Genomic DNA, 22,213 nt, shown 5'->3' with positions numbered 1-22,213 from the left:
AAAAAGCGGACAGTTTTTACTGTCCGCTTATTTTGATTACCTGAATTTTCTCTTACGAGCTGCTTCGGACTTCTTTTTACGCTTTACAGAAGGCTTTTCATAAGCTTCTCTCTTGCGCACCTCAGCAATAACGCCAGCTCTTGCACACTGCTTTTTGAATCTTCTTAAAGCACTCTCAAGAGATTCGTTATCCTTAAGTCTGATTTCTGCCATCTATCTTCCCTCCCATCTGCCATTTGGCATGGGTAATTTGCATATGTTGCATTTGATATTATACAATAAACAATTCTTATTGTCAATAGAAATGTAGAAATTTAGGGAAAATTAAGTAAATTTATAAATAAAATAAAAATTATGGCTTAACTACAAGGTTTACAAGCTTATTAGGAACATAAATTTCTTTGATGATATTCATATTCTCTATAGCTTTAGCCACATTTGCGTCTGCCTTTGCCATATCAAGAACTGCGTTCTTTTCTGACTCAACAGGAATGTTAAGCTTTGTCTTAATTTTACCGTTTACCTGTACAACGATTTCTATTGTTTCGTCTTTGCACTTAGCCTCATCGTACTCAGGCCATTTCTGCTCTGCTACTATACCGTCGCCGAGTTTGCACATTTCAAATACTTCTTCTGTAACATGCGGTGCAAACGGGTTAAGGAGAATTGTGAAGATTCTAAGTTCTTCCTTAGTGATTGCGCCTGTAGCAGTAATATCATTGATAAGTGCCATAAGTGTTGCGATTGCGGTGTTGAACTTAATGTTCTCAATGTCATCGCCGACTTTTTTGATAGCCTTGTGGAATGATGATTCAAGTTCCGGACGGATGCCGTCTGCATTGTTAAGAATTGTCTGGAGGTTGTAATAACGCTCAATAAATCTGCGGCAACCTCTGATGCTTGACTGGCTCCAAGGAGCGGCCTTTTCAAAGTCGCCGATAAACATTTCGTATAGACGGAGTGTATCTGCACCGTATTCGTCTACGATTTCGTCAGGATTTACTACATTGCCTCTTGACTTACTCATCTTCTCGCCGTTTTCGCCGAGAATCATACCGTGTGATGTTCTCTTTGCGTATGGCTCGGGAGTATTTACAACGCCGATGTCGTAGAGAAATTTATGCCAGAAACGGCTGTAAAGCAAGTGGAGTGTAGTGTGCTCCATACCGCCGTTGTACCAGTCAACAGGTGACCAATACTTGATAGCCTCTTTTGACGCAAGTGCTTTGTCATTGTGCGGGTCCATATATCTTAAGAAATACCATGACGAACCTGCCCACTGTGGCATTGTATCGGTTTCACGCATTGCCTTGCCGCCGCAACACGGGCAAGTTGTTTCAAGCCAGTCTGTCATCTTAGCAAGAGGTGATTCGCCGTTGTCTGTAGGCTCATAAGACTCTACCATCGGAAGTTTGAGCGGGAGTTCACTTTCGTCAATCGGAACATATCCACACTTGTCGCAGTGAACAATCGGAATAGGCTCGCCCCAATAACGCTGACGGGAGAATACCCAGTCACGGAGTTTATAGTTTACCTTTGAGTGACCTTTACCCTCCGACTCAAGCCAAGAGATAATCTTTTTCTTAGCCTCGTCAACAGTAAGACCGTCAAGCATACCCGAATTAACCATAATACCTGTTGCACAGTCTGTATAAGCCTCTTCCTGCACATTGCCGCCCTTAACAACCTCAATGATAGGAAGGTCGAATTTCTTTGCAAATTCCCAGTCACGGGTATCGTGAGCAGGAACAGCCATAATAGCGCCCGTACCGTAAGATACAAGTACATAGTCGGAAATAAAGATAGGAATTTCCTTGTTGTTTACAGGGTTAATAGCTTTAACGCCCTCAACAAGAACACCTGTTTTGTCCTTGGCAACCTCTGTTCTTTCAAAGTCGGACTTTCTTGCCGCAGCTGCCTGATATTCACGGATAGCGTCAATATTAGATAGCTTGTCTGCCCACTTTTCAATGAGAGGGTGTTCCGGAGAAATTACCATATATGTTGCACCGTAAAGAGTATCTGCTCTTGTGGTGTAAATTGTAAGCGTGTCGCCTGTGGTTGTCTTGAAATCAACCTCTGCGCCCGTACTTCTGCCAATCCAGTTTTTCTGCTGTGCCTTAACTCGTTCAGGATAATTTACAAGGTCAAGGTCATTGATAAGTCTGTCTGCGTAAGCTGTAATCTTAAGCATCCACTGTGACTTTACTTTATGAACAACCTCACTGCCGCAGCGCTCGCAAACGCCGTTTACAACCTCTTCGTTTGCAAGAACGCACTTACACGAAGTACACCAGTTTACATTCATTTCCTTTTTGTATGCAAGACCATGCTTGAAAAGCTGAATGAAAATCCACTGTGTCCACTTGTAATAGTCAGGGTCGGTTGTGTTAATCTCACGGCTCCAGTCAAAAGAGATACCGAGTGATTGAATCTGCTTTTTAAAGCGGGCAATATTTTGCTTTGTAACGATTTCGGGATGAATATGGTTTTTGATTGCGTAGTTTTCGGTAGGAAGACCGAATGCGTCCCAGCCGATCGGATAAAGTACATTGTAGCCCTGAAGTCTGCGCTTTCTTGCTACGGTGTCAAGTGCCGTATAAGGTCTTGGATGACCTACATGAAGTCCCTGTCCCGACGGATAAGGAAACTCAATAAGAGCATAGAATTTTTCTTTTTCAGAGTTGTCCTCTGCGTGGAAAACGCCCTTATCTTCCCAAATTTTTTGCCATTTGCCCTCAATGGGCTTATGATTATATTTCAAAATTGAGTCCTCCTCAAGATTTATTAGTCAACAATATCGGAAATGTCAATTTCCTTACCGTCCTGCCAGAGTCTTTCAAGGTCGTAAAACTCTCTTGCCTCGTCTGAAAAAATATGAACGATAACATCGACATAGTCAAGCAATATCCATGAATTTGAACGGTAGCCCTCGATATGACTTACAGAAATGCCTGCCTCGTCAAGCTGATACTCAACCTCGTCCGCAATAGCTTTTACATGGGTTGAGCTTGTACCTGTCGCAATTACCATATAGTCTGCAAGCGAAGAAATATCGCCAATTTCGATTAACTTGATGTTAAGACCTTTTTTGCTGCTTATAGCCTTAGCTGTCAGAATTGATTGCTCGTAAGAATTCATTTGGCTGTTCCTTTCGTTGAATTATTTATTACAATTTCGTTGTAACAGGCAAGGGCGTCGGGGTGAATTATCATTGCCCTTTTAGACAAGTCTTTTAAAGTGAACTGCAATCCGTACAGCATTGCGTTTTCAAGAGATTTGCCTGCCTTTTTGCGCATTGTTTTTATGCCGTTATAATCTCTTTCGGCAGAAGTAAAATCCGCTATAAAAATTATCTTTTCAAGCAAAGACATACCTGCTCTGCCTGTGGTGTGGTATCTTACTGCGTTTAAAATATCTTCGTCTGTAATTTTAAGAATATCACGAATATACACACTTCCGCTTATACCGTGCCACAGCTTTGTCGATTTTTCCTGCACATTATCTAAAATTATACCACCATCTGTCATAATTTGCAACTGTTCTTCTTTAGGTGTTTCTTTGGTAATGTCGTGCAGTATGCCTGCAACGGCTGCTTTTTCGGTATCCGCACCGTATTTTTTGGCAAGTCTTACAGCCTCTTTAGAAACATTTACGCTGTGCGTATAGCGGTAATCGCTCATTCTTGATTTTATAAGTTTCTTATATTCGTCTGAATTCATAAAATCACACCCTGTATAAATTATTTTCCTTAATATAATTAAAAACCCTGCTGTCAATCAGATTTTCCAATGCCGCGCCGTTGTCGATGTTGTTACGCACATAGGTTGACGAAACCGTTAAAACCGAGTGATTAAGTATAATCGCCTTTGCACCCATTTTTTTGAGAACATTATCGTAATGTTCTTTAAGTTCGGATACGCTGTCGTCATCTCTCGGAATGGCGATTACGGTAGCAAGCCTGAAAATTATTTCAGGATTTTTCCAATTTTGCATAGATAAAAACATATCTGCGCCGACGATAAAATAAAAATCATCGTTTTCGTTTTGACTTTTTAAAAGCTGCAATGTACGGTAAGTGTAACTTTTGCCCTCTAATTTTATTTCAAAATCGGATACTTCCACATACGGAAGTTCGGCACTTGCAAGGCGGCACATATTAAATCTGTGCTCGCACGAAACAAGGTTTGCGCTTTCTTTATGCGGCGGCACAAAAGTAGGCATAAGAATAACCTTATCGAGTTTTGCGGCATCGTGGCTGTACTTCGCCATTTGAATATGACCGTTGTGTATTGGGTTAAAAGTACCGCCGAGTATTCCTATTCTGCTCATTTTCTTCTGTTCTTAGGGAGAACAATTTTAGGTTCGTCCTCATTCTTTTTATATAGAACAAATTTTGAACCGATAACCTGTACAACTTCCGCACCGCATTTTTCGGCGATAAGTTCGGCAGCTTCTCTTGAAGAATAACCGCTGTTCTCAAGCACTTTGCCCTTTATAAGCTCTCTTGCCTTGAGTGCGTCGTCTGCCTGCTTTACAATGTTATCTGTGATTTCACCCTTACCGATCATTAGGATAGTTTCAATAGGATTTGCAAGACCACGAAGGTATGCACGCTGTTTACTTGTGAGCATTTAACTGCTCCTTTCTGAAATTTATATAAATTATTTGTCAAATCTGTTTTTCAGTTCAGCCTGTAACTTGCGTAAAGCAATTCCTCTGTGGCTGATTTTGTCTTTTTCTTCGGCTGTAAGTTCGGCAAAGCTTTTTCCGTTGCAGTCAAAAATCGGGTCATATCCAAAACCGCCGTTGCCGTTCGGAGTATGAGAAATTGTACCGTTGCATATGCCGTCAACTTCAATTTTTTCTTTGTCGGATAAAATACAGCAGATTGCTGATGTAAAATGCGCTGTTCTCTTTTCATCGGGTACACCCTGCATTTCTTCTAACAATTTAGTGTACTTTTCTTCGTCAGTGGCATTTTCTCCGCAGTATCTTGCGGAATACACACCCGGTCTGCCGTCAAGTGCGTCAACCGATAACCCTGAATCATCTGCAATGGCAGGCATACCCGTTGCTTTAAATGCGGCATTTGCTTTTATAAAAGCGTTTTCGGCAAAGGTTGTACCTGTTTCTTCAACTTCGCCGAGGTTTACACCTGCCTCTTTTGCGGAAACCGCATCTATGCCGAGGGGCTTTAAAATTCTTTCAAGTTCTTTTAATTTTTTTGCGTTATTGGTTGCAATGATAAATTTCATACCGCACCTCTTAATTCTGCGCAAAGAGAGCCTTTGCAAAGTCCTCTGCATCAAACGGCTGTAAATCGTCTATCTGCTCACCTACGCCGATGTATTTAACAGGAATACCGAGTCCCTCTTTGATTGCAAGTACAACGCCGCCCTTGGCTGTACCGTCAAGTTTTGTAAGAACAATACCCGTAATGCCTGTTGCAAGGCTGAACTGCTCAGCCTGATTAACGGCATTCTGTCCTGTGGTTGCATCAAGTACAAGTAACTTTTCTTTCGATGCGTCCGGCAGTTCTCTGTCTATAATTCTGTTGATTTTTGCAAGCTCGTCCATAAGGGGTTTTTTATTGTGAAGTCTGCCCGCCGTATCGCAGATAATAACATCTGCGTGTCTTGCCTTAGCGGCTGAAATGGCGTCATAAATTACAGCGGCAGGGTCGCTGCCCTCGTTCTGCTTTATTATTTCACAGTGACTTCTGTCTGCCCAAATTTCAAGCTGCTCGATAGCTGCGGCTCTGAATGTATCGCCTGCGGCAAGGATAACTTTTTTGCCCTGTTTTGTAAGGTGATTTGCAAGTTTTCCGATTGTGGTTGTTTTACCTACACCGTTTACACCTATGACAAGGATAATAGACGGTGTAGTTGAAAGGTCGAGTTCTTCTCCGCCTCTCAACATATCGGAAACCGTTTCTTCAAGAAGTCTGTGAATTTCATTAGGATTTTTAATACCCTCTTTTTTAACTCTCTTTTTAAGCTCTTCACATATTTTTTCGGCAGTCGGTACGCCTACATCGCCCATTACAAGCAACTCTTCGAGTTCTTCAAAAAGTTCATCGTCAATCTTGGTAAAAGATTTGAGCATTGAGTCAATCTGACCGATAACCGCATCTCTTGTCTTTTTTAAACCTTCTTTAATTTTATTAAAAAAGCCCATAAAATCATCCCTTCATTAGTTAGCCTTAATGCCGAGTTTTTCGGCAATCTCGGTAGAACGCAGTTCAAGCAGTTTGGATACACCCTCGTCCTGCATAGTAACACCGTACAGTACATCTGCTTCTTCCATTGTGCCTCGTCTGTGAGTAATACAGATAAACTGCGTTGTATGGGTTAAATTTCTCATATAGTTTGCAAAGCGGTCAACATTTACATCATCAAGCGCCGCCTCAATTTCGTCCATAACGCAGAAAGGTGCGGGTCTGACTTTCATAATTGCAAAGTAAAGCGCTATGGCTACAAGTGCTTTTTCACCGCCCGACAGTGCGTCAAGATGAACAACGATTTTTCCGGGCGGATGTACAATAATGTCGATGCCGCTGTTGAGAATATCCTCCGGCTCTGAAAGCGAAAGCGATGCGGTACCGCCGCCGAACAGTTCTTTGAATGTGAAAGTGAAGTTTTTATTGATTTCTTCAAAACTCTCTACAAACACTTCTTTCATCTGTTTGGTAAGGTCGGTGATAAGTCGCTCAATTTCTCGTTTTGACTTTTCCACATCGTTTACCTGTGTGCTCATAAATTCAAAGCGTTCGGAAACCTCTTTGTATTCTTCAATTGCGGATACATTTACATTTCCGAGATTTTTAATTTTTTGCTTTAGCTCGTTAAGTCGTTTTTGAGCCGCATTTGAATCGGGAATTTCTATCGCCTGTTCTTCCGCTTCACGCTTGGTCAACTCATATTCTTCCCAAAGCTTGGAAATTATATTATCGTACTGATTTTGCAAGTTGATTTTTCTTTCCTCAAGTCTTGAAAGCTCTCTGCCCGACACTTCTCTTTCGGAGGTTTTGTCACGCTCAAGCGTTCTTAATTCAACACTTCTCATTTCGTAAGTATCTTTTTTACAATTAATACTTGAAATCCTTGCGTTGTGCTCTGCAATTCTCTCTGACTTGTCTTTTATTTGAGCCTCAAGTTCGTCGATGTTTTTCTGAATCAAAGCATTTTTGCTTTTATAGTCCTCAATTTGTGCATTGAGTTCTCTCTGTTTTTCTCCAAAGTTATTTGATGAATTTTCCGCAAAAAGGATTTCGGAATTGAGTGCGTCAATATCCTTTTGAGCGGTTACAATTTCAAGTCGCACATTCTGTAATTGAGATGCAATTTCTTCTCGCTCCTCAATCATTTTGGCACGACTGCCCGTAATGCTGTTTACCTTTTCTTCTGCCTCGGAAATTCTGCGGTTAAGCTGTGCAAGCTGGTCACCTGCAATTTTTCTATCTTCAGTAAGAACATTTATTTTATTTGTATATTCTTCAATCTGTTTATCAAAATTCTTTAAAGCAAGTTTTGAGTTTGAAAGCTCGTTTTCACACGCTTTGCTTTCTGCCTCCATTCTTGCAAGGCTTTGTTTCTTGTTTGAAAGGTCTGCTCTTGTACCGAGTAATTCAGCCTCAACGGCGGCATAATCCTGCGCCGCCTCACTGCACAATCTCTGTGCCTGCGCAGACTTTTCTTCAATGGCTTTTGTCTGTTCTTTCAAATCTTTAATTTCACTTGCACGGCTTAGCAAACCTGTATTTCTGTTGAGCGAACCGCCTGTGAGCGAACCGCCCGCATTTACAACCTGTCCGTCAAGTGTAACGATTTTAAAACGGTACGAATATTTTTTGGCAATCTCGACTGCGGAATTAAGATTGTCTGCAATTACAATTTTGCCGAGCAAAGATGATAAAATATTTTTGAATTTGTTATCGCAGCTGCAAAGGTCGCTTGCAACACCGATAAAGCCATAGTTTGCTTCAAGTCCGTTTTCTCTAAGTTCTCTTGCCTTGATTGTATTAAGAGGCAGAAAAGTTGCTCGTCCGCCGTCCGATGATTTAAGATAAGCAATAGCCGATTTAGCATCGCTTTCGGTTTCCGTAACAATGTTTTGCATTGCCGCTCCGAGTGCGGTTTCAATTGCAACGCCGTACTTTTGCGGTACGGAAATTACTCGGGAAACAGGGCCGCACACACCTTTTAATCTTCCGCTTTTAGATGCGTTTACCACAACTTTAACGCTTTTTGAAAAGCCTTCGAGGTTGCGTTCGAGATTTTCAAGGAAGTTGATTTTTCTTATATGTTCCTTGCTGTCAAGCAAAAGTCTGTCGCTTTCAGCCTTGTAGCTGTCACGCTTGTGTGCTTTTGACTGCAATTTAAGTTCAAGTCCCTGAATTGAATTTGTAATTGATGTAATTTCTTCCCGCAGATTTGTAAGATTTGTTGTGTATTCTTCGGAAATTTCTTCAAGCTCGTGTACTCTTGCAATTCCGTCTTTGTTTGCGGTTGTAAGGCTTTCGATTCTTTCTTCAAGGTCGGAAATCGAGCTCTCCGCCGTCATATCAATTACCCTTGCATCGGCAGACTTCGTTGTAAGCGTAGAAAGTTCGGAAGTAAGCTGTTGCAGTTTGTCGCCGCTCTTGCCCGTATCAAGGTTGATAACATTCAGCTTTTCGGAAAGTGCGGTATATTCTTTCTGCTTTTCAATTATTTTTGTGTCAAGTTCAGCGATTTTCTCGTTCTTTTCCGCAATTTGAGTAGAAATAAGCTGTGAATTTTGCTGTGCGTTTTGGATTTCGTTTTCAACACGCTTTATGTTTTCTTCGTTATGAAGAATATCGTTCTTTGAAACCGAAAGCTGTGAACGCATATCGGAAATGAGTGCATCAAGTTCTGAAATAAGATGTCTTACTTCGTCGGATTTTACGGCAATCTGTCCGTTTTTCAGATATATTTCTTCCGACTCTTTTTGAATCTGCTCGAGCATTTTTTCGGCATCATCATATTGTGCGTGAGCAATGGCGATTTTTTCGTCCTGTGTTTTAAGCGCCGCCTGACTTTTGTCAAGGGTAAGCAACCAAAGCGCTATTTCAAGTCCACGCTTTTCTTCGGAGTATTTTAAAAATTCCTGTGCTTTTTCCGATTGCCTTTTAAGAGGACCGACACGCTCTTCGAGTTCTGTCACGATGTCACGCAGTCTTAAAAGGTTTTCCTCCGTGCTTTTCAGTTTTCGCTCCGCATCTGTTTTTCTGTAGCGATAGCGTGAAATACCTGCCGCCTCTTCAAAAATTTCTCGTCTGTCCTCGCCTTTTGAAGATACAATGCTGTCGATTTTACCCTGTCCTATCATAGAGTAACCGTCACGGCCAAGACCTGTATCCATAAAAAGCTCGTTAATGTCTTTTAGTCTTACCTGTGCTTTGTTAATGAGATATTCGCTCTCACCACTTCGATAATAACGGCGAGTAATTGAAATTTCGTCGCCGTCGTATGCCAGCACTCTGTCTTTGTTTTCTATGTTAAGCGAAACTTCGGCATAGCCGAGTTTTTTTCTTTTGTCGGTTCCGTTAAAAACAACATCTTCCATCTTTGAACAGCGCAAACTCTTTGGAGATTGTTCGCCGAGCACCCAACGGATAGCGTCACTGATGTTGCTTTTGCCTGAGCCGTTCGGACCTACAACAGCGGTAATGCCCTGCTCAAAAGATAATTTAGTTTTATCAGGAAAGGTTTTAAAGCCTTGAATTTCAAGTGATTTTAATCGCATTTATTACCTCTGTTTTATGTAGATTTCGTATTCTTCAAGACTTTGGTCTGTCTTGATTTTCAGCTTGTAACCCATATTGTTAAGTCTGATTATGTTTGATTTATTCTGTCCCGCAAGTTTTGAAACCGAATGAGGATTTACATATGCCTCAAAAAAGTCAACCTCTTTGTCGGGATAATTTTTAATCAGTTTAGTTATTTTATCAAAAAAGATTTTGTTTTCGCAAAGTTCTTTAAATGCAGGGTGATAATTATTGCCGAGGCTGTTATTTTCAAGACTTTCGGAATAATGAAGTCCGAGCCTTATAATACGGATGTTTTCGCTTTTAAATTTTAAAATGAGCTTTGAGCAAAGTTCAACCGATTGCTCAAGTGTGTAAGGAATAAACTTTTTACTGTTATAAAGATTTGCAAGTTCGGTATCCTGCATAATAACAGTCGGATATATCCTTACAGTATCCGGTCTGAGCTTTATAAATTCATCGGCAGTATAAATGTCTTTATAAAAATCAGAACCGTACAGTCCCGTCATCATCTGCAGTCCGAGTGATATGTCGTAATTTTTTATAATGCGGCAGGCATTTCTTACATCATCCGCCGTATGTCCTCTTTCATTGAGTTTAAGCACTTCATCATCCATAGATTGAGCGCCGAGTTCAATTGAAGTTACTTTATAGCTTTTCAAAAGACTTACAATTTCATCGTCAATGCAGTCGGGACGGGTAGATAACCGAATACCTTTAAAGCTGTTGATAAACGGCTTGGTCGCATCTAAAAGTTCGAGCATATATTCTCTGTCAATTGCTGTAAAACTACCGCCGAAAAATGCAATCTCAGCCTCTTTGGTATTTTCTTTTAAAGAATCTACGGCGATTTTTACGGCATTTGTCACATCATCGGCATTTGGCTGATACGCTTGCCCCACAATGTTTCTTTGATTACAGAAAGTGCATTTGTGAGGGCATCCGTTGTGCGGTATAAAAAGCGCCACATTAGAATGTTTAATAACCCATCAACTCCAGTGCTTCTCTTGCCGCCTGCTGTTCAGCCTCTTTTTTGCTTTTTCCGCCGCCTTTGCCTATAACATTGCTGTTAAGGTGAACCTCTACGACAAAGTGCTTGTTGTGGTCGGGGCCCGATTCGTCAACGAGTACATATTCGAGCAATTCCCCGGGATTTTTCTGAATAATCTCCTGCAAAGTGGTTTTGTAATCGTTTACGGGTCTTTTCTTTGATGCCTTAATCGCAGGGATTACAAAGTTAAGAATATGCTTAGAGGCAGGCTCGATTCCGCCGTCAATATAAATAGCCGCAATCAGCGCCTCAAATGCATCCGAAAGTATTGACGGGCGTTCTGCGCCGCCGTTGTGGCGCTCGCCTTTGCTCAAAATAAGATACTTACCCAGTCCGAGTTGTTTTGCAAATACGAAAAGGCTCTTTTCACATACCAGCGAGGCTCTTAGTTTTGTAAGCTCGCCCTCCGGAAGCTCGGGGCAGTTTTTGAAAATGTAGTCAGAAACTACAATTGAAAGAACCGCATCACCTAAGAATTCAAGTCTTTCGTTATATTTGATATGTTTTGATTTGTGTTCGTTTGCATAAGAAGAATGTGTGAGTGCCTCTTCGAGCAAACTTATATCTTTAAATTTATAGCCGATTTTATTTTCAAGTTCCTGCACTTAAATCAGTCCTCCGAATTAATAACCTTTGAAATTTCACCGATCGCATCAGCAAGCACATAATCTCTTGAAAGTCTGATTGCGTTTTTAACGGTGACGGCTTTTGCACTGCCGTGCGCCTTGAACACAGGTTTTGATGCACCCAAAACAGGCGCACCGCCGTATGTGTTGTGGTCAAGTTTTTTCTTAAGTTTTTTTATATCGCCGAGCACGAGCGAAGCCGAAAGTTTGCCTTTAAGACTGCCTGTAAACAAGCTCTTGATCTCGTTCATAACAACCATTGCAACACCCTCATAGGTTTTTAAAATAAGATTGCCTGTAAAGCCGTCGCATACCACAACATCGCAAATTCCCTGCGGAATATCTCTGCCCTCAACATTGCCGACAAAGTTTAAGTTGCTTTCTTTCAAAAGCTGATATGTAGTTTGATAAAGCTCTGTTCCCTTGTGATCTTCGGTGCCGACATTTGCAAGGCCTACCCTTGGGTTATCAATCTTCATAACTCTGTTCATATAAATTGAGCCCATAACAGCAAACTGAACAAGCATTTCGGGGCGACAGTCTACATTTGCACCGCCGTCAACAAGCATAAAGAAACCGTTTGCGGACGGCATAACGGGAGAGAATGCAGGTCGTTTAATTCCTTTAATTCTCTTAACCGCAAGAGTTGCACCCATACAAAGAGCACCGCTGTTGCCTGCGGAGACAAAAGCGTCACCCTCGCCGTTTTTAAGCAAATTAAATCCTACAGCCATTGAGCTGTCTTTCTTTGATTTAAGAACCGCATCGGCATGGTCGTCCATAGTAATAACTTCTGTGCAGTGATGAATTTCTATTCTGTCAAGAGATATATTATTGTCATGTGCAACCTTAAGAATTTTACCCTCGTCGCCTGTGAGAATAATTGATAAATCGTCAAATTCCGCAACAGCCTCCGCACAACCCTTGATTATTTCAAGCGGTGCGTTATCTCCGCCGAAGGCATCTACTATAATTTTCATTTTTACACCTCTAAATTCATATGTGTAAGATAAGCCTCAAGGCTTTTAAGCGCTCTGTCCGAATATGCTTTTCCTCGCTCCTGCTTGTCACGGGGACGATTTTCGAGAGCAGGAAGTACACCGAAATTTGCGCCCATAGGCTGGAATTTCTCCACATATTTGTCGGATATATAGCCCGCAAGAGCGCCGAGCATTGTGTCAGTCGGTAAAATCACAGGTTCTTGACTGTTTAATCTTCGCACTGCGTTTATGCCAGCAAGTATTCCCGAAGCCGCCGATTCCATATAGCCCTCAACACCTGTAAGCTGACCTGCAAAGAACAAGTTTTCATTTTCTCTCAAAGAAAAGTCGGCATTGAGCAGTTTAGGTGAATTAATAAATGTGTTCCTGTGCATTACTCCGTAGCGGTAAAATTCCGCTTTGTGCAATGCAGGAATCAGTGAAAATACCCTTTTCTGTTCACCAAATTTTAGATTTGTCTGAAATCCTACGAGGTTATACATTGTGCCCCCGCAATTTTCTTTCCTTAACTGCAGTACAGCCCACGGTCTGTGTCCCGTTTTTGGATTTACAAGACCGACAGGTTTCATCGGTCCGAATCGCAAGGTGTTTTCACCACGCTGTGCCATAACTTCAACAGGCATACAGCCCTCGTACACTTTAGGATTGTTTACATCAAAGCTGTGCAAAGGTGCTCTTTCGGCGGTTACAAGTGCCTGATAAAAAGTTTCGTACTCTTCTTTATTCATCGGGCAATTTATATAATCGTCGCCACTGCCTTTATCGTATCTTGATGCATAGAAAGCATAATCCATATCAATGCTTTCGGCACTCACAATCGGAGCGGCGGCATCAAAGAAAGAAAGCGAAGTACCGAATCGCTCTATTATTTTTTCGGCAAGAGCGTCCGAAGTAAGCGGACCCGTAGCAATAATTGTAATTGCATCATCGGGAATTTCTGTGATTTCCTCTTCAAAAACGGTTATGTTTTCATCGGCTCTTATTCCGTCGGTTACAAGTCTTGAAAAAATATCTCTGTCAACCGCAAGAGCACCGCCGGCAGGCACTTGGCATTTGTCTGTGCATTTCATAAGAAAAGAATCAAGTCTGCGCATTTCTTCCTTTAAAAGTCCTGCGGCGCTTTCTGTTCGCATTGCCTTTAATGAATTTGAACACACAAGTTCGCCGAATAAATCGGAATGATGAGCAGGCGTTTTTTTCTTCGGTTTCATTTCATAAAGGTGAACCTTTATTCCGTGAGATGAGATCTGTTTAGCGGCTTCACAGCCTGCAAGACCCGCACCTATTACATTGATATAACCTTTTTCCAAAAAGTTCACCTTTCCTTTTCAGTCGTATTAATTATTCTCCGTCTTTCTCAACGAATTCTTTTTCAAATCCGCAGCCCTCTGTTGCACAATAAAGTTTCGGCTTTTTACCCTTTTTCTTAAAGAGTATGCCGCCGCACTGCGGACATCTTTCGTTTACGGGTTCGTTCCAGCTTACAAAATCACATTCCGGATAATTTGAACAGCCGTAGAACACACGCTTTTTCTTTGTGTGCTTAACAATAACATCTCCGTTGCATTTAGGGCATTTAACGCCTGTCTTTTCAACAAACTTAAGAACATTCTTACATTCGGGGTAACCCGGGCAGGCAATAAATTTGCCGTATCTGCCAACCTTAACAACCATCTGTCTGCCGCATTTGTCGCAGATAATGTCTGTCTGATCTTCTTTAAGCTGGAGTTTCACACCCTCCATCTCTTCTTTGGCTTTCTTGAGAGTTTTATCAAAATCGGAGTAGAATTCGTCAAGCAATTCCACCCATTCTTCCTGACCGTGCTCAACCTCGTCAAGCTTTTCTTCCATTTGTGCGGTGAATTTATAGTTTACAATCTTCGGAAAGCGCTCTTTTAAAAGGTTTGTCATAACCTCGCCGAGCTCTGTCGGATACAAAGTTTTTGCCTCACGCTTTACATACTCACGGCTTGTAATTGTTGTAATTGTTGCCGCATAAGTTGACGGTCTGCCGATACCGTATTCCTCAAGCGCCTTAATTAACGATGCCTCGGTGTATCTTGCGGGCGGCTGTGTGAAGTGCTGATTCTTTTTAAGCTCCTTGCACTTTACAGGCATATCTTTTTCAAGCGGTGGGAGCTGTGTGGATTTTTCTTCTTCCGTATCTTTGCTTTCTACATACAAGGTTGTAAAGCCCTCAAAGTCAACATAGTATCCCGATGCCTTGAAAATGTATTCTTTAGCCGAAATTTCAGCCTGCGTGGTTTTCTGAATACAATCAGACATCTGTGACGCCATAAATCTGTTCCAAATAAGATTGTACAGCTTAAACTGGTCAGATGTAAGGCTTGCCTTTACATCTTCCGGTGAAAGGCTCGGCATTGAAGGTCTTATAGCCTCGTGTCCGTCCTGTGCATTGCTCTTGGTTTTAAATACTCTCGGTTTTGCCGGCAGGAATTTTTCACCGAATCTGTTTAAAATATACTGTGCCGCCTCTTCCTTTGCCACATCTGAAATTCTTAAAGAGTCGGTTCTCATATATGTGATAAGACCCGTTGCACCCATTCCCTCAATGTCAACACCTTCGTACAGCTCCTGGGCAACTTTCATTGTTCTTCTTGACTGGAAGCCGAGTTTTCTTGACGCCTCCTGCTGCAATGTTGATGTGATGAAAGGCGGTGCGGGGGTTTTTCTTCTTGTGCCGTGCTTTACTTTTGTAATCATATATTCGGCATCTGCAAGATCCTGTTCAATCTTTTCTGCCTGTTCTTGATTTTCTATTTTTATCTTGCCGTTGGCATCGGAATAAAGAGAAGCCGAAAACGACTTTCTGCTGCCCTTAGGAATAAACTTAGCGTCAATAGTCCAATATTCTTCGGGCTTGAATTTTCTGATTTCTTCTTCTCTGTCAACAATAATTCTTACCGCAACAGACTGTACTCTGCCGGCTGATAGTCCTCTTCTGATTTTTTGAGAAATGAAAGGACTTAACTTATAACCTACAAGTCTGTCGAGAATACGCCTTGCCTGTTGAGCGTTTACAAGGTCGATATTTATAGAACGTGGATGAGCCATACCGTTTGTTACGCCGTTTTTGGTAATCTCGTTAAATTCAACTCTGTTGTTGTCATCAAGCGGCAAGCCGAGAATATACGCAAGGTGCCAAGAAATTGCCTCTCCCTCTCTATCAGGGTCGGTTGCGAGGTAAATCTTGTCGCTTTTTTCTGCGAGCTCTTTAAGTTCTTCTACAAGTTTTTCTTTACCTTTGATGATTTCGTATTTTGGTGCAAATTTTTTCTTTATATCAACGCTGAGTCTGGCTTTAGGCAAATCTCTTACATGTCCCATAGACGCAATTACTTCGTAATTTCCGCCGAGGTATTTTTTGATTGTTTTAGCCTTAGCAGGTGACTCAACAATTACTAAATCTGACATTTACTGCCTCCGTTTATTTTAATACATACATTCTGCCCTGCATTGCCGTTACCAAACCTTTCATTTCAAGTTGAGTAAGGGCCGTAAGCACTTTAAATACAGGGATACCGAGTTCGCTTACTATTTTATCTATATGAACAGGCTTGTTGCCGATAGTACCGTAAACTGTTACGGCTGCATCGGACAAACCCAATGCTTTCAAATCTGAAATACTTTTCCGCCCATCTGCGTTTTCTTTATTATTAACACCAGCGGAAACGCTGCTGCTTTTGCTTGCGACATTTTTAGTTTCTTTTACAGCCTTTTCGGGCTTTAATGTTTTATCGGAAGATACATTTGCATTAATCTTTTCAGGCTTTGCCTTATCTTTTTTATTTGTGCTGTTTTTTGATTTTACAGCCTTTTTGCCTTTTACAGGCACTGCCTCAAGGTCGGTAAAGCTTATATTATCAAAATCAAGTTTTTCGTCCTCAACATATAACCCTCTGTTTGAGTTAAACTCGCTCAAAACATCCATAAAATCAGTTACAGGGCAGGCAAGCCCGTTTTTTATAAGAGTATTCGAGCCCTCGTTCTGCGGACTGTTGTTTCCGAGCAGAGCAAAAACTTCTTTGCCCTGGTCGATTGCCATTCTTGCGGTAATCAGCGAACCGCTTTTTATTCCCGCCTCCATTACAACAAGACCGTCCGAAAGAGCGGATATGATTCTGTTGCGAGCGGGAAAATTATATCTTAGCGGCGGTTCATCGGGCGGATATTCGGATATAACCGCACCGTTTTGCGCAATTGCATTTCTCATACCCTCGTTTTCGGTAAGATATTTATAGTTGATACCGCAGCCAAGCACGCATACGGTAATTCCGTTTGCAGAAAGTGCTCCTCGGTGCGACGCACAGTCAACACCGAGCGCACCTCCGCTTATAATAACAACGCTGTACTTAGCAAGAGCATATGCAAATTTGTATGAATTATCCGTACCGTATCTTGTTGCCCGCCTTGTGCCAACAATTGAAACGCTTAGGCGGTTGTCAAGCTCCGGAAGTTGTCCGTTTACATAAAGAACGGCAGGCGGAGTATCAATATTAATTAATTTTTGCGGGTAATGCTCGTCGTCAATCGCAATTACCGAATATTTCAGTTCGTTGCATTTGCTTAATATCTCATCCGCAACCGAAACCTTAGTGTTGTTAAGTTTTCGCATTTCGTTCGGCGTAAAGATACCGCAGTGTTTCCACTCTTTTTCTCCGCCGTGAACAAACTCGGCAATGTCATTGTAAAGTTTAAAAATTCTCTTTACCTTTATATTGTTATAACCGAGTGCTTTTGAAATCCATATCCAGTAACGAGCATTTTCAGAAATCATTTCATCATTTCCCACATCAGTATTGCAGCAGCCACAGATGCGTTGAGTGATTCAGCCTTGCCCTCCATATGTATGGTGATTTTGTTTTGGCAAGCTTTTTCTGTTTCTGCTTTTATTCCGTTGCCCTCGTTGCCTACAACGATTGCGCACGGAGTTTGAAATTTTACATCCGTAAGACTGACAGCGTCGCTGTTTACAACGGCAGCATACGAATTAATCTGCGGATTTTCGTTAAGGAAATCCTTAATTGAACTTTTGATTATAAAAGGTATTCTGAACACAGCGCCCATACTGCCTCTTACAACCTTTGGATTGTAAATATCGCAACAGTCACAGGAAAGTATAACTCCGCTGACATTAAATGCCTCTGCCGAGCGCAAAACAGTGCCGAGATTGCTTGGATCCTGCACATTATCAAGCGCCAAATATTTACTGTCACCCTTTATTGTATCAAACTCATTGGTTTTGTCAAGTGTTTTTATAACCGAAAGAAAGCCCTGTGGCGATTGAGTATCACTCATAAGGGCAAAAATGTTTTCATTTACACAGATTACATTCTTTGCTTTTTCTTCAAGTAAAGCAAAGTCCTCACCGTGCTTTTGCATAGCTTTTTCGGTTACAAATAATGTCTGAATTTCCGCACCGCTGAAAACTGCGTCCATACAGATTCTTAGCCCCTCCGCTAAAAAAAGACCGCTCTTGCGGCGTTCTTTTGCGCTTGACTTGAGTTTTACGGCTTTTTTTACATTAGAATTGTCTTTGCTTGTAACAAACAGCATCTTTTTTCTCCTAAAATGCCAATTGCGTTTGGTGTTACCCAAACGCAATTACAGTTTAAATTAAGCGTTTTTAGCCTGCTCAACAAGAGCTGTAAAAGCCTTAGGATCAGCAATAGCAATCTCTGAAAGCATCTTACGGTTCAATGTAATGCCGGCCTTTTTAAGACCATTCATAAATGTTGAATAGTTTGTGCCGTTTGCCTTGCAAGCTGCAGAAATACGAGTAATCCAAAGACGACGGAAATCTCTCTTTCTCTGCTTACGGCCGATATATGCATAGTTGCCGGACTTCATAACAGCCTGTTTAGCCATTTTGAAATGTCTTGATTTAGAACCCCAGTAGCCCTTGGCAAGCTTTAATACCTTTTTTCTTCTTTTGCGAGTCATCATCGCACCCTTTACACGTGCCATTATATATTACCTCCGATTATTATTTAAATAAAAAGCAGTACAAGCGATAAATTATTTATAAGGAATTAAACGCTTGATCTGAGCTACATTTGTCTTATCTGTAACAGCAGTCTGGCGTAAACCTCTCTTACGCTTTGTTGTTTTCTTGTTAAGAATGTGGCTCTTGTTTGCGTGTGCACGGATTACATTACCGTTCTTAGAAAGTTTAAAACGCTTTTTAGCACCACTGTGAGTTTTAATTTTAGGCATAATAAATATCCTCCTTAGCTGTGATTACTTATTGGACTTTGGTGCAAGAAACATAAGCATATTGCGACCTTCAAGCTTTGCAGGCTTTTCTACCGAGGCAAACTCTGCACAAGCTTCAGCAAAGCGGTTCATAGTTTCAAGACCGATTTCAGGATGTCCCATTTCTCTTCCTCTAAAACGGATAGATACCTTAACTTTATCGCCGTGCTTAATAAACTTAATAGCGTTGTTAAGTTTGGTGTTGAAGTCGTGTGTATCAATGTTTAAAGAGAGTCTAACTTCCTTAATATCAACAACATGCTGATTTTTTCTTGCTTCCTTTTCCCTTTTAGCCTGCTCAAAACGGTATTTGCCGTAGTCCATAATTTTACATACAGGCGGAACGCTCTGCGGAGCAATCTTAACAAGGTCAAGATTTTTTTGTTCTGCAAGTGCGAGAGCTTCCTTTGATGACATAATACCGAGCTGCTTTCCGTCCGAGCTGATTACTCTAAGCTCTTTATCACGGATTTCCTCGTTAATCTGAATATCTTTCTTGCTGATGGTTAAGCACCTCCAAAGTACCTTTTCAAAAAATAATGCGGACAGAAATACACCGTCCGCATTGCAATACAAATAAACTATTATGTTTAAGGTATTGACCCGTGCAGACGACACCCCACAGGTGAAAGCATTTCTGCTTTGCTTTATTGTACTTACACATTATATAACCGATTACCTGAAAAGTCAAGGGATTTTTCATTATTTTTTCATTATCGGAAAATATTTCTTGAAATATATGTGTTACTATGCTAAAATTATACCATTGGAGTGATGAAAATGCAATACGCAAATTATCAGCCCTATCCTTATTATCAAAATCATATGCAAAGTCCGCAGGAAATCAAAAAAGCGCACGATTTAAAGACTTTGCAAAAAAAATCAAGCGGATTGGGCTTTTATATTCTTACCTATTTTTTATCAATGAATATCATTGTAGTCGGTATAACATTTTTATTAACCGTGTCTACGATTCTGAATACGGATATTTCTAATTTTGATACCGAAACTTTAACGCAGTATATAATGAGTAAATTGACTTCCGGCCCTGTTTTTTATTATATGCAGATTTTCGCAGCTGCCGCCTCGGCGACAATCACCGGACTGATATATTTAAAACTAAGCAAAACGCATATTTCAGACTGCCTGTCGGTTAAATCCGTAAAACCCGTTATGCTTATCGCCCTCGTACTTATGGGTATGGGCGTTTCAATGGTTTCAAATGTTGCCGCCGACCTTGTAAGTTCCAACTTTTCGTTAATCGGCATTGAATACAGTCTGAATATGGATATGTCATCAAGGTCTGTATTTGAAAATATTTTATATGTTGTTGCCATAGCCGTTACCCCTGCATTTGCCGAGGAATTTGCTTTTCGAGGTATTTTAATGGGTTCGCTTAGAAAATACGGAAATTCATTTGCAATAATTGTATCTGCCGTTATGTTCGGCGCAATGCACGGAAATATTATTCAGATTCCGTTTGCGTTTATACTCGGACTTATTTTTGCTTATATTGACTGCAAGGCAAACTCAATTATTCCGTCAATAATTATTCACTTTATAAATAACTTCTACTCGGTAATTATGGATATTTTGCAAAGTCAGAACATTGTTACCACCCGTTCTTTCTATATAATATACTATTCAATATTTACCGCAATGCTTGTGTTTGGCGTTTTGGCTTTCCTTTATATAATGAAAAAGGATAAAAATTTCCTTAGCATAAGCGATACCTCGAATGTTGTTTCTCTCTCGCTTAAAGAAAAGATAAAATGTTTCTTTACAAGTGCAGGTACAGCTACAATAGTTGTTATCTTAATTCTTGAAACTATCATTGCTTCTGTAGCGCTATGAGTGAATTTAATATAAAGTATATGGAAAAGGCGCTTGAGCTTGCAAGAGAGGCTTTTCAGGATGACGAAGTGCCTGTCGGTGCGGTGATTGTGCATAATGGCGAAATAGTTGCTACAGGCAGGAACAGACGAGAAAAAGAAAAGAACGCACTTTTACACGCAGAAACCGACGCAATTAACAATGCCTGCAAGGTGCTCGGCGGTTGGCGGCTTTGGAACTGCGATATATATGTAACCCTTGAGCCTTGTCCGATGTGCGCAGGCGCAATTATAAACGCTCATATTCCGAATGTGTATTTCGGTGCTTACGATTTCAAAAACGGTTCTTGCGGCACTATAACAAATCTTTTTGAAATGCCGTATAATTTCAAACCGAATTATAAAGGCGGTATTATGCAGGAAGAGTGCGCCGAACTTCTCAAAAGTTTTTTCAAGCGGTTAAGATAATTTTATTTGGAAAATATAATAACAAAAGCAAAACCGATAAGCGATTTTCAGCTTATCGGTTTTTTAGATTCTTAGTAAAACGGTTTTAATTACTTTATAAAGCAGTTTGCTAAACCAGAATTCAATAATAATTATTTTAATTTAGAATAATCTTCATCACTTACAGGTTCAAGCCATTCGTTTGATGTATTTGTACCCGGAACTTCTACTGCAAGGTGTGAGAACCAACTGTCGGGCGCCGCACCGTGCCAATGCTTAATGCCTGTAGGAATATTTATTACATCACCCGGGTTTAACTCAACAGCCTCTTTGCCCCATTCCTGATAATATCCTCTGCCGCCTACGCAAACAAGTATCTGTCCGCCGCCATTTTCAGCATTATGAATATGCCAATTATTACGGCACTTCGGCTCGAAAGTTACATTATAAATACCGACCTGTGCTGTAGACAACGGTGCAAGATAGCTCTGACCGATAAAATATTTTGCAAATGCGTCATTAGGTGCGCCAATCGGGAAAAGAATTGACTGCTGATATTTTTCCTTTTCGCTCAAATCTTCCGCATCATCAGCCCATACTTCGGTAGCCATTCTGAATGCTGCCCAAGCCTTTGGCCAGCCGGCATAGAATGCGGCGTGTGTGAGAATTTCAGCAATTTCCGTTTTTGTAATACCGTTCTTTTTTGCTGACATAAGGTGATATTTAAAGGATGAGTCGGTAAGTCCCTGTGCCATAAGTGCGGTTACTGTTACGAGTGAGCGGTCACGAAGTGAAAGTTTATCTTCTCTTGACCATACTTCACCAAAAAGTACATCGTCATTAAGTTCTGCAAATTTAGGTGCAAATTCTCCGAGCGAATCTCTGCCTGCGGTTTGTTTTACAGCCATAATCAATACCTCCAAGTTTAAAATAAAAAGTATTATTTTACAGTGATATAAAATTATCACTTCTTTATCAGTATTATAATACTTAAAGCTGACTTTAAGTCAAGAAAAAAATAAAAATTTTTGGTTCTGTTTTTTAATATTGGAAAATTATGGTTTAGCGGAGTGTCGGTCGGAGATTGAAATTTTGCTAACGCTAAATTATCCTCCCAAAAGCAAAAAAGTTTACTCAATTTTTTCAAAAATTGCGGGTTTGGGCAGCGCCCATAAAAATCTTCCGAT

At 40.8% G+C, this 22,213-nt stretch carries 23 protein-coding genes; 2 read left to right on the top strand and 21 right to left on the bottom strand.

Annotated elements, in window-relative coordinates; translation table 11 throughout:
• Positions 1 to 36 precede the first annotated feature (36 nt).
• The 19 genes from rpsU to infC all read right to left on the bottom strand — a co-directional run bounded on the left by rpsU (position 37) and on the right by infC (position 19,251).
• Positions 37 to 213, bottom strand: coding sequence for a 30S ribosomal protein S21 (gene rpsU / locus AAAY30_RS03170; RefSeq protein ID WP_022234907.1), 177 nt, complete (start codon positions 211 to 213; stop codon positions 37 to 39).
• 139 nt (positions 214 to 352) lie between these two features.
• Positions 353 to 2,764 carry a leucine--tRNA ligase gene (gene leuS / locus AAAY30_RS03165; protein ID WP_486968137.1) on the bottom strand — a complete coding sequence of 804 codons (2,412 nt, stop codon included), beginning with the start codon at positions 2,762 to 2,764 and terminating at the stop codon, positions 353 to 355.
• A gap of 23 nt (positions 2,765 to 2,787) precedes the next feature.
• Positions 2,788 to 3,141 (bottom strand): ribosome silencing factor, encoded by a 354-nt coding sequence (rsfS, locus tag AAAY30_RS03160; RefSeq protein ID WP_022234905.1) that lies wholly within the window; start codon positions 3,139 to 3,141, stop codon positions 2,788 to 2,790.
• Positions 3,138 to 3,722, bottom strand: coding sequence for a bis(5'-nucleosyl)-tetraphosphatase (symmetrical) YqeK (yqeK, locus tag AAAY30_RS03155; RefSeq protein WP_186934803.1), 585 nt, complete (start codon positions 3,720 to 3,722; stop codon positions 3,138 to 3,140). The genes rsfS and yqeK overlap by 4 nt, the downstream gene beginning before the upstream one ends.
• 4 nt (positions 3,723 to 3,726) lie before the next feature.
• Positions 3,727 to 4,332, bottom strand: a complete 606-nt coding sequence (gene nadD / locus AAAY30_RS03150; RefSeq protein ID WP_295053988.1) for a nicotinate (nicotinamide) nucleotide adenylyltransferase — start codon at positions 4,330 to 4,332, stop codon at positions 3,727 to 3,729.
• Positions 4,329 to 4,634: a ribosome assembly RNA-binding protein YhbY gene (gene yhbY / locus AAAY30_RS03145; RefSeq protein ID WP_022234902.1), complete on the bottom strand. Its 306-nt coding sequence runs from the start codon at positions 4,632 to 4,634 to the stop codon at positions 4,329 to 4,331. Before yhbY ends, nadD begins: the two co-directional genes overlap by 4 nt.
• 30 nt (positions 4,635 to 4,664) lie before the next feature.
• Positions 4,665 to 5,258: an RdgB/HAM1 family non-canonical purine NTP pyrophosphatase gene (gene rdgB, locus AAAY30_RS03140; protein WP_186934805.1), complete on the bottom strand. Its 594-nt coding sequence runs from the start codon at positions 5,256 to 5,258 to the stop codon at positions 4,665 to 4,667.
• A 10-nt stretch (positions 5,259 to 5,268) separates the two neighbouring features.
• A complete protein-coding gene (gene ftsY, locus AAAY30_RS03135; protein WP_295053994.1) occupies positions 5,269 to 6,180 on the bottom strand; it encodes a signal recognition particle-docking protein FtsY in 912 nt (303 codons plus the stop codon).
• Between the two features lie 15 nt (positions 6,181 to 6,195).
• Positions 6,196 to 9,771 (bottom strand): chromosome segregation protein SMC, encoded by a 3,576-nt coding sequence (gene smc / locus AAAY30_RS03130; RefSeq protein ID WP_499215625.1) that lies wholly within the window; start codon positions 9,769 to 9,771, stop codon positions 6,196 to 6,198.
• A gap of 3 nt (positions 9,772 to 9,774) precedes the next feature.
• Entirely contained in the window at positions 9,775 to 10,761 is a 987-nt protein-coding gene (locus tag AAAY30_RS03125; protein WP_499215624.1) for an elongator complex protein 3, read from the bottom strand.
• 10 nt (positions 10,762 to 10,771) lie between these two features.
• A complete protein-coding gene (rnc, locus tag AAAY30_RS03120) occupies positions 10,772 to 11,449 on the bottom strand; it encodes a ribonuclease III (RefSeq protein WP_186934809.1) in 678 nt (225 codons plus the stop codon).
• A 5-nt stretch (positions 11,450 to 11,454) separates the two neighbouring features.
• On the bottom strand, positions 11,455 to 12,450 hold the full coding sequence (gene plsX, locus AAAY30_RS03115) for a phosphate acyltransferase PlsX (protein WP_022234896.1): 996 nt from the start codon (positions 12,448 to 12,450) through the stop codon (positions 11,455 to 11,457).
• Between the two features lie 2 nt (positions 12,451 to 12,452).
• A complete protein-coding gene (trmFO, locus tag AAAY30_RS03110) occupies positions 12,453 to 13,781 on the bottom strand; it encodes a methylenetetrahydrofolate--tRNA-(uracil(54)-C(5))-methyltransferase (FADH(2)-oxidizing) TrmFO (RefSeq protein WP_295025906.1) in 1,329 nt (442 codons plus the stop codon).
• 31 nt (positions 13,782 to 13,812) lie between these two features.
• Positions 13,813 to 15,906 carry a type I DNA topoisomerase gene (gene topA / locus AAAY30_RS03105; RefSeq protein WP_022234894.1) on the bottom strand — a complete coding sequence of 698 codons (2,094 nt, stop codon included), beginning with the start codon at positions 15,904 to 15,906 and terminating at the stop codon, positions 13,813 to 13,815.
• A gap of 13 nt (positions 15,907 to 15,919) precedes the next feature.
• Positions 15,920 to 17,269 carry a DNA-processing protein DprA gene (gene dprA / locus AAAY30_RS03100; RefSeq protein WP_295025905.1) on the bottom strand — a complete coding sequence of 450 codons (1,350 nt, stop codon included), beginning with the start codon at positions 17,267 to 17,269 and terminating at the stop codon, positions 15,920 to 15,922.
• Entirely contained in the window at positions 17,266 to 18,048 is a 783-nt protein-coding gene (locus tag AAAY30_RS03095; RefSeq protein ID WP_022234892.1) for a TrmH family RNA methyltransferase, read from the bottom strand. The genes dprA and AAAY30_RS03095 overlap by 4 nt, the downstream gene beginning before the upstream one ends.
• 60 nt (positions 18,049 to 18,108) lie before the next feature.
• Entirely contained in the window at positions 18,109 to 18,459 is a 351-nt protein-coding gene (gene rplT / locus AAAY30_RS03090) for a 50S ribosomal protein L20 (protein ID WP_022234891.1), read from the bottom strand.
• A 51-nt stretch (positions 18,460 to 18,510) separates the two neighbouring features.
• The gene (gene rpmI / locus AAAY30_RS03085; RefSeq protein ID WP_022234890.1) at positions 18,511 to 18,708 is read right to left on the bottom strand and encodes a 50S ribosomal protein L35; all 198 of its coding nucleotides are present in this window, start codon (positions 18,706 to 18,708) and stop codon (positions 18,511 to 18,513) included.
• Positions 18,709 to 18,732: 24 nt separating this feature from the next.
• Positions 18,733 to 19,251 carry a translation initiation factor IF-3 gene (gene infC / locus AAAY30_RS03080; protein ID WP_295025939.1) on the bottom strand — a complete coding sequence of 173 codons (519 nt, stop codon included), beginning with the start codon at positions 19,249 to 19,251 and terminating at the stop codon, positions 18,733 to 18,735.
• 276 nt (positions 19,252 to 19,527) lie between these two features.
• Between infC and AAAY30_RS03075 the strand changes: the two genes are divergently transcribed.
• Positions 19,528 to 20,601 (top strand): CPBP family intramembrane glutamic endopeptidase, encoded by a 1,074-nt coding sequence (locus tag AAAY30_RS03075; protein ID WP_499215623.1) that lies wholly within the window; start codon positions 19,528 to 19,530, stop codon positions 20,599 to 20,601.
• Positions 20,598 to 21,047 carry a nucleoside deaminase gene (locus AAAY30_RS03070; protein WP_249376802.1) on the top strand — a complete coding sequence of 150 codons (450 nt, stop codon included), beginning with the start codon at positions 20,598 to 20,600 and terminating at the stop codon, positions 21,045 to 21,047. Before AAAY30_RS03075 ends, AAAY30_RS03070 begins: the two co-directional genes overlap by 4 nt.
• Positions 21,048 to 21,178: 131 nt before the next feature.
• Here AAAY30_RS03070 and AAAY30_RS03065 read toward each other — a convergent pair whose 3' ends face one another.
• Together AAAY30_RS03065 and AAAY30_RS03060 are read right to left on the bottom strand one after the other, a co-directional pair.
• Positions 21,179 to 21,934: a carboxymuconolactone decarboxylase family protein gene (locus AAAY30_RS03065; RefSeq protein ID WP_337565979.1), complete on the bottom strand. Its 756-nt coding sequence runs from the start codon at positions 21,932 to 21,934 to the stop codon at positions 21,179 to 21,181.
• A gap of 56 nt (positions 21,935 to 21,990) precedes the next feature.
• Positions 21,991 to 22,213, bottom strand: a 223-nt coding sequence (locus AAAY30_RS03060; RefSeq protein WP_499222343.1) for a hypothetical protein, incomplete at its 5' end; no start/stop codon positions are given.

It is taken from the genome of Ruminococcoides bili (assembly GCF_040093295.1).
In the GTDB taxonomy this organism is placed as follows: Bacteria; Bacillota; Clostridia; order Oscillospirales; family Acutalibacteraceae; genus Ruminococcoides; species Ruminococcoides intestinale_A.
The sequence above is the reverse complement of the archived record's forward strand: the minus strand, read 5'-3'. Positions and strand labels throughout refer to the sequence as shown.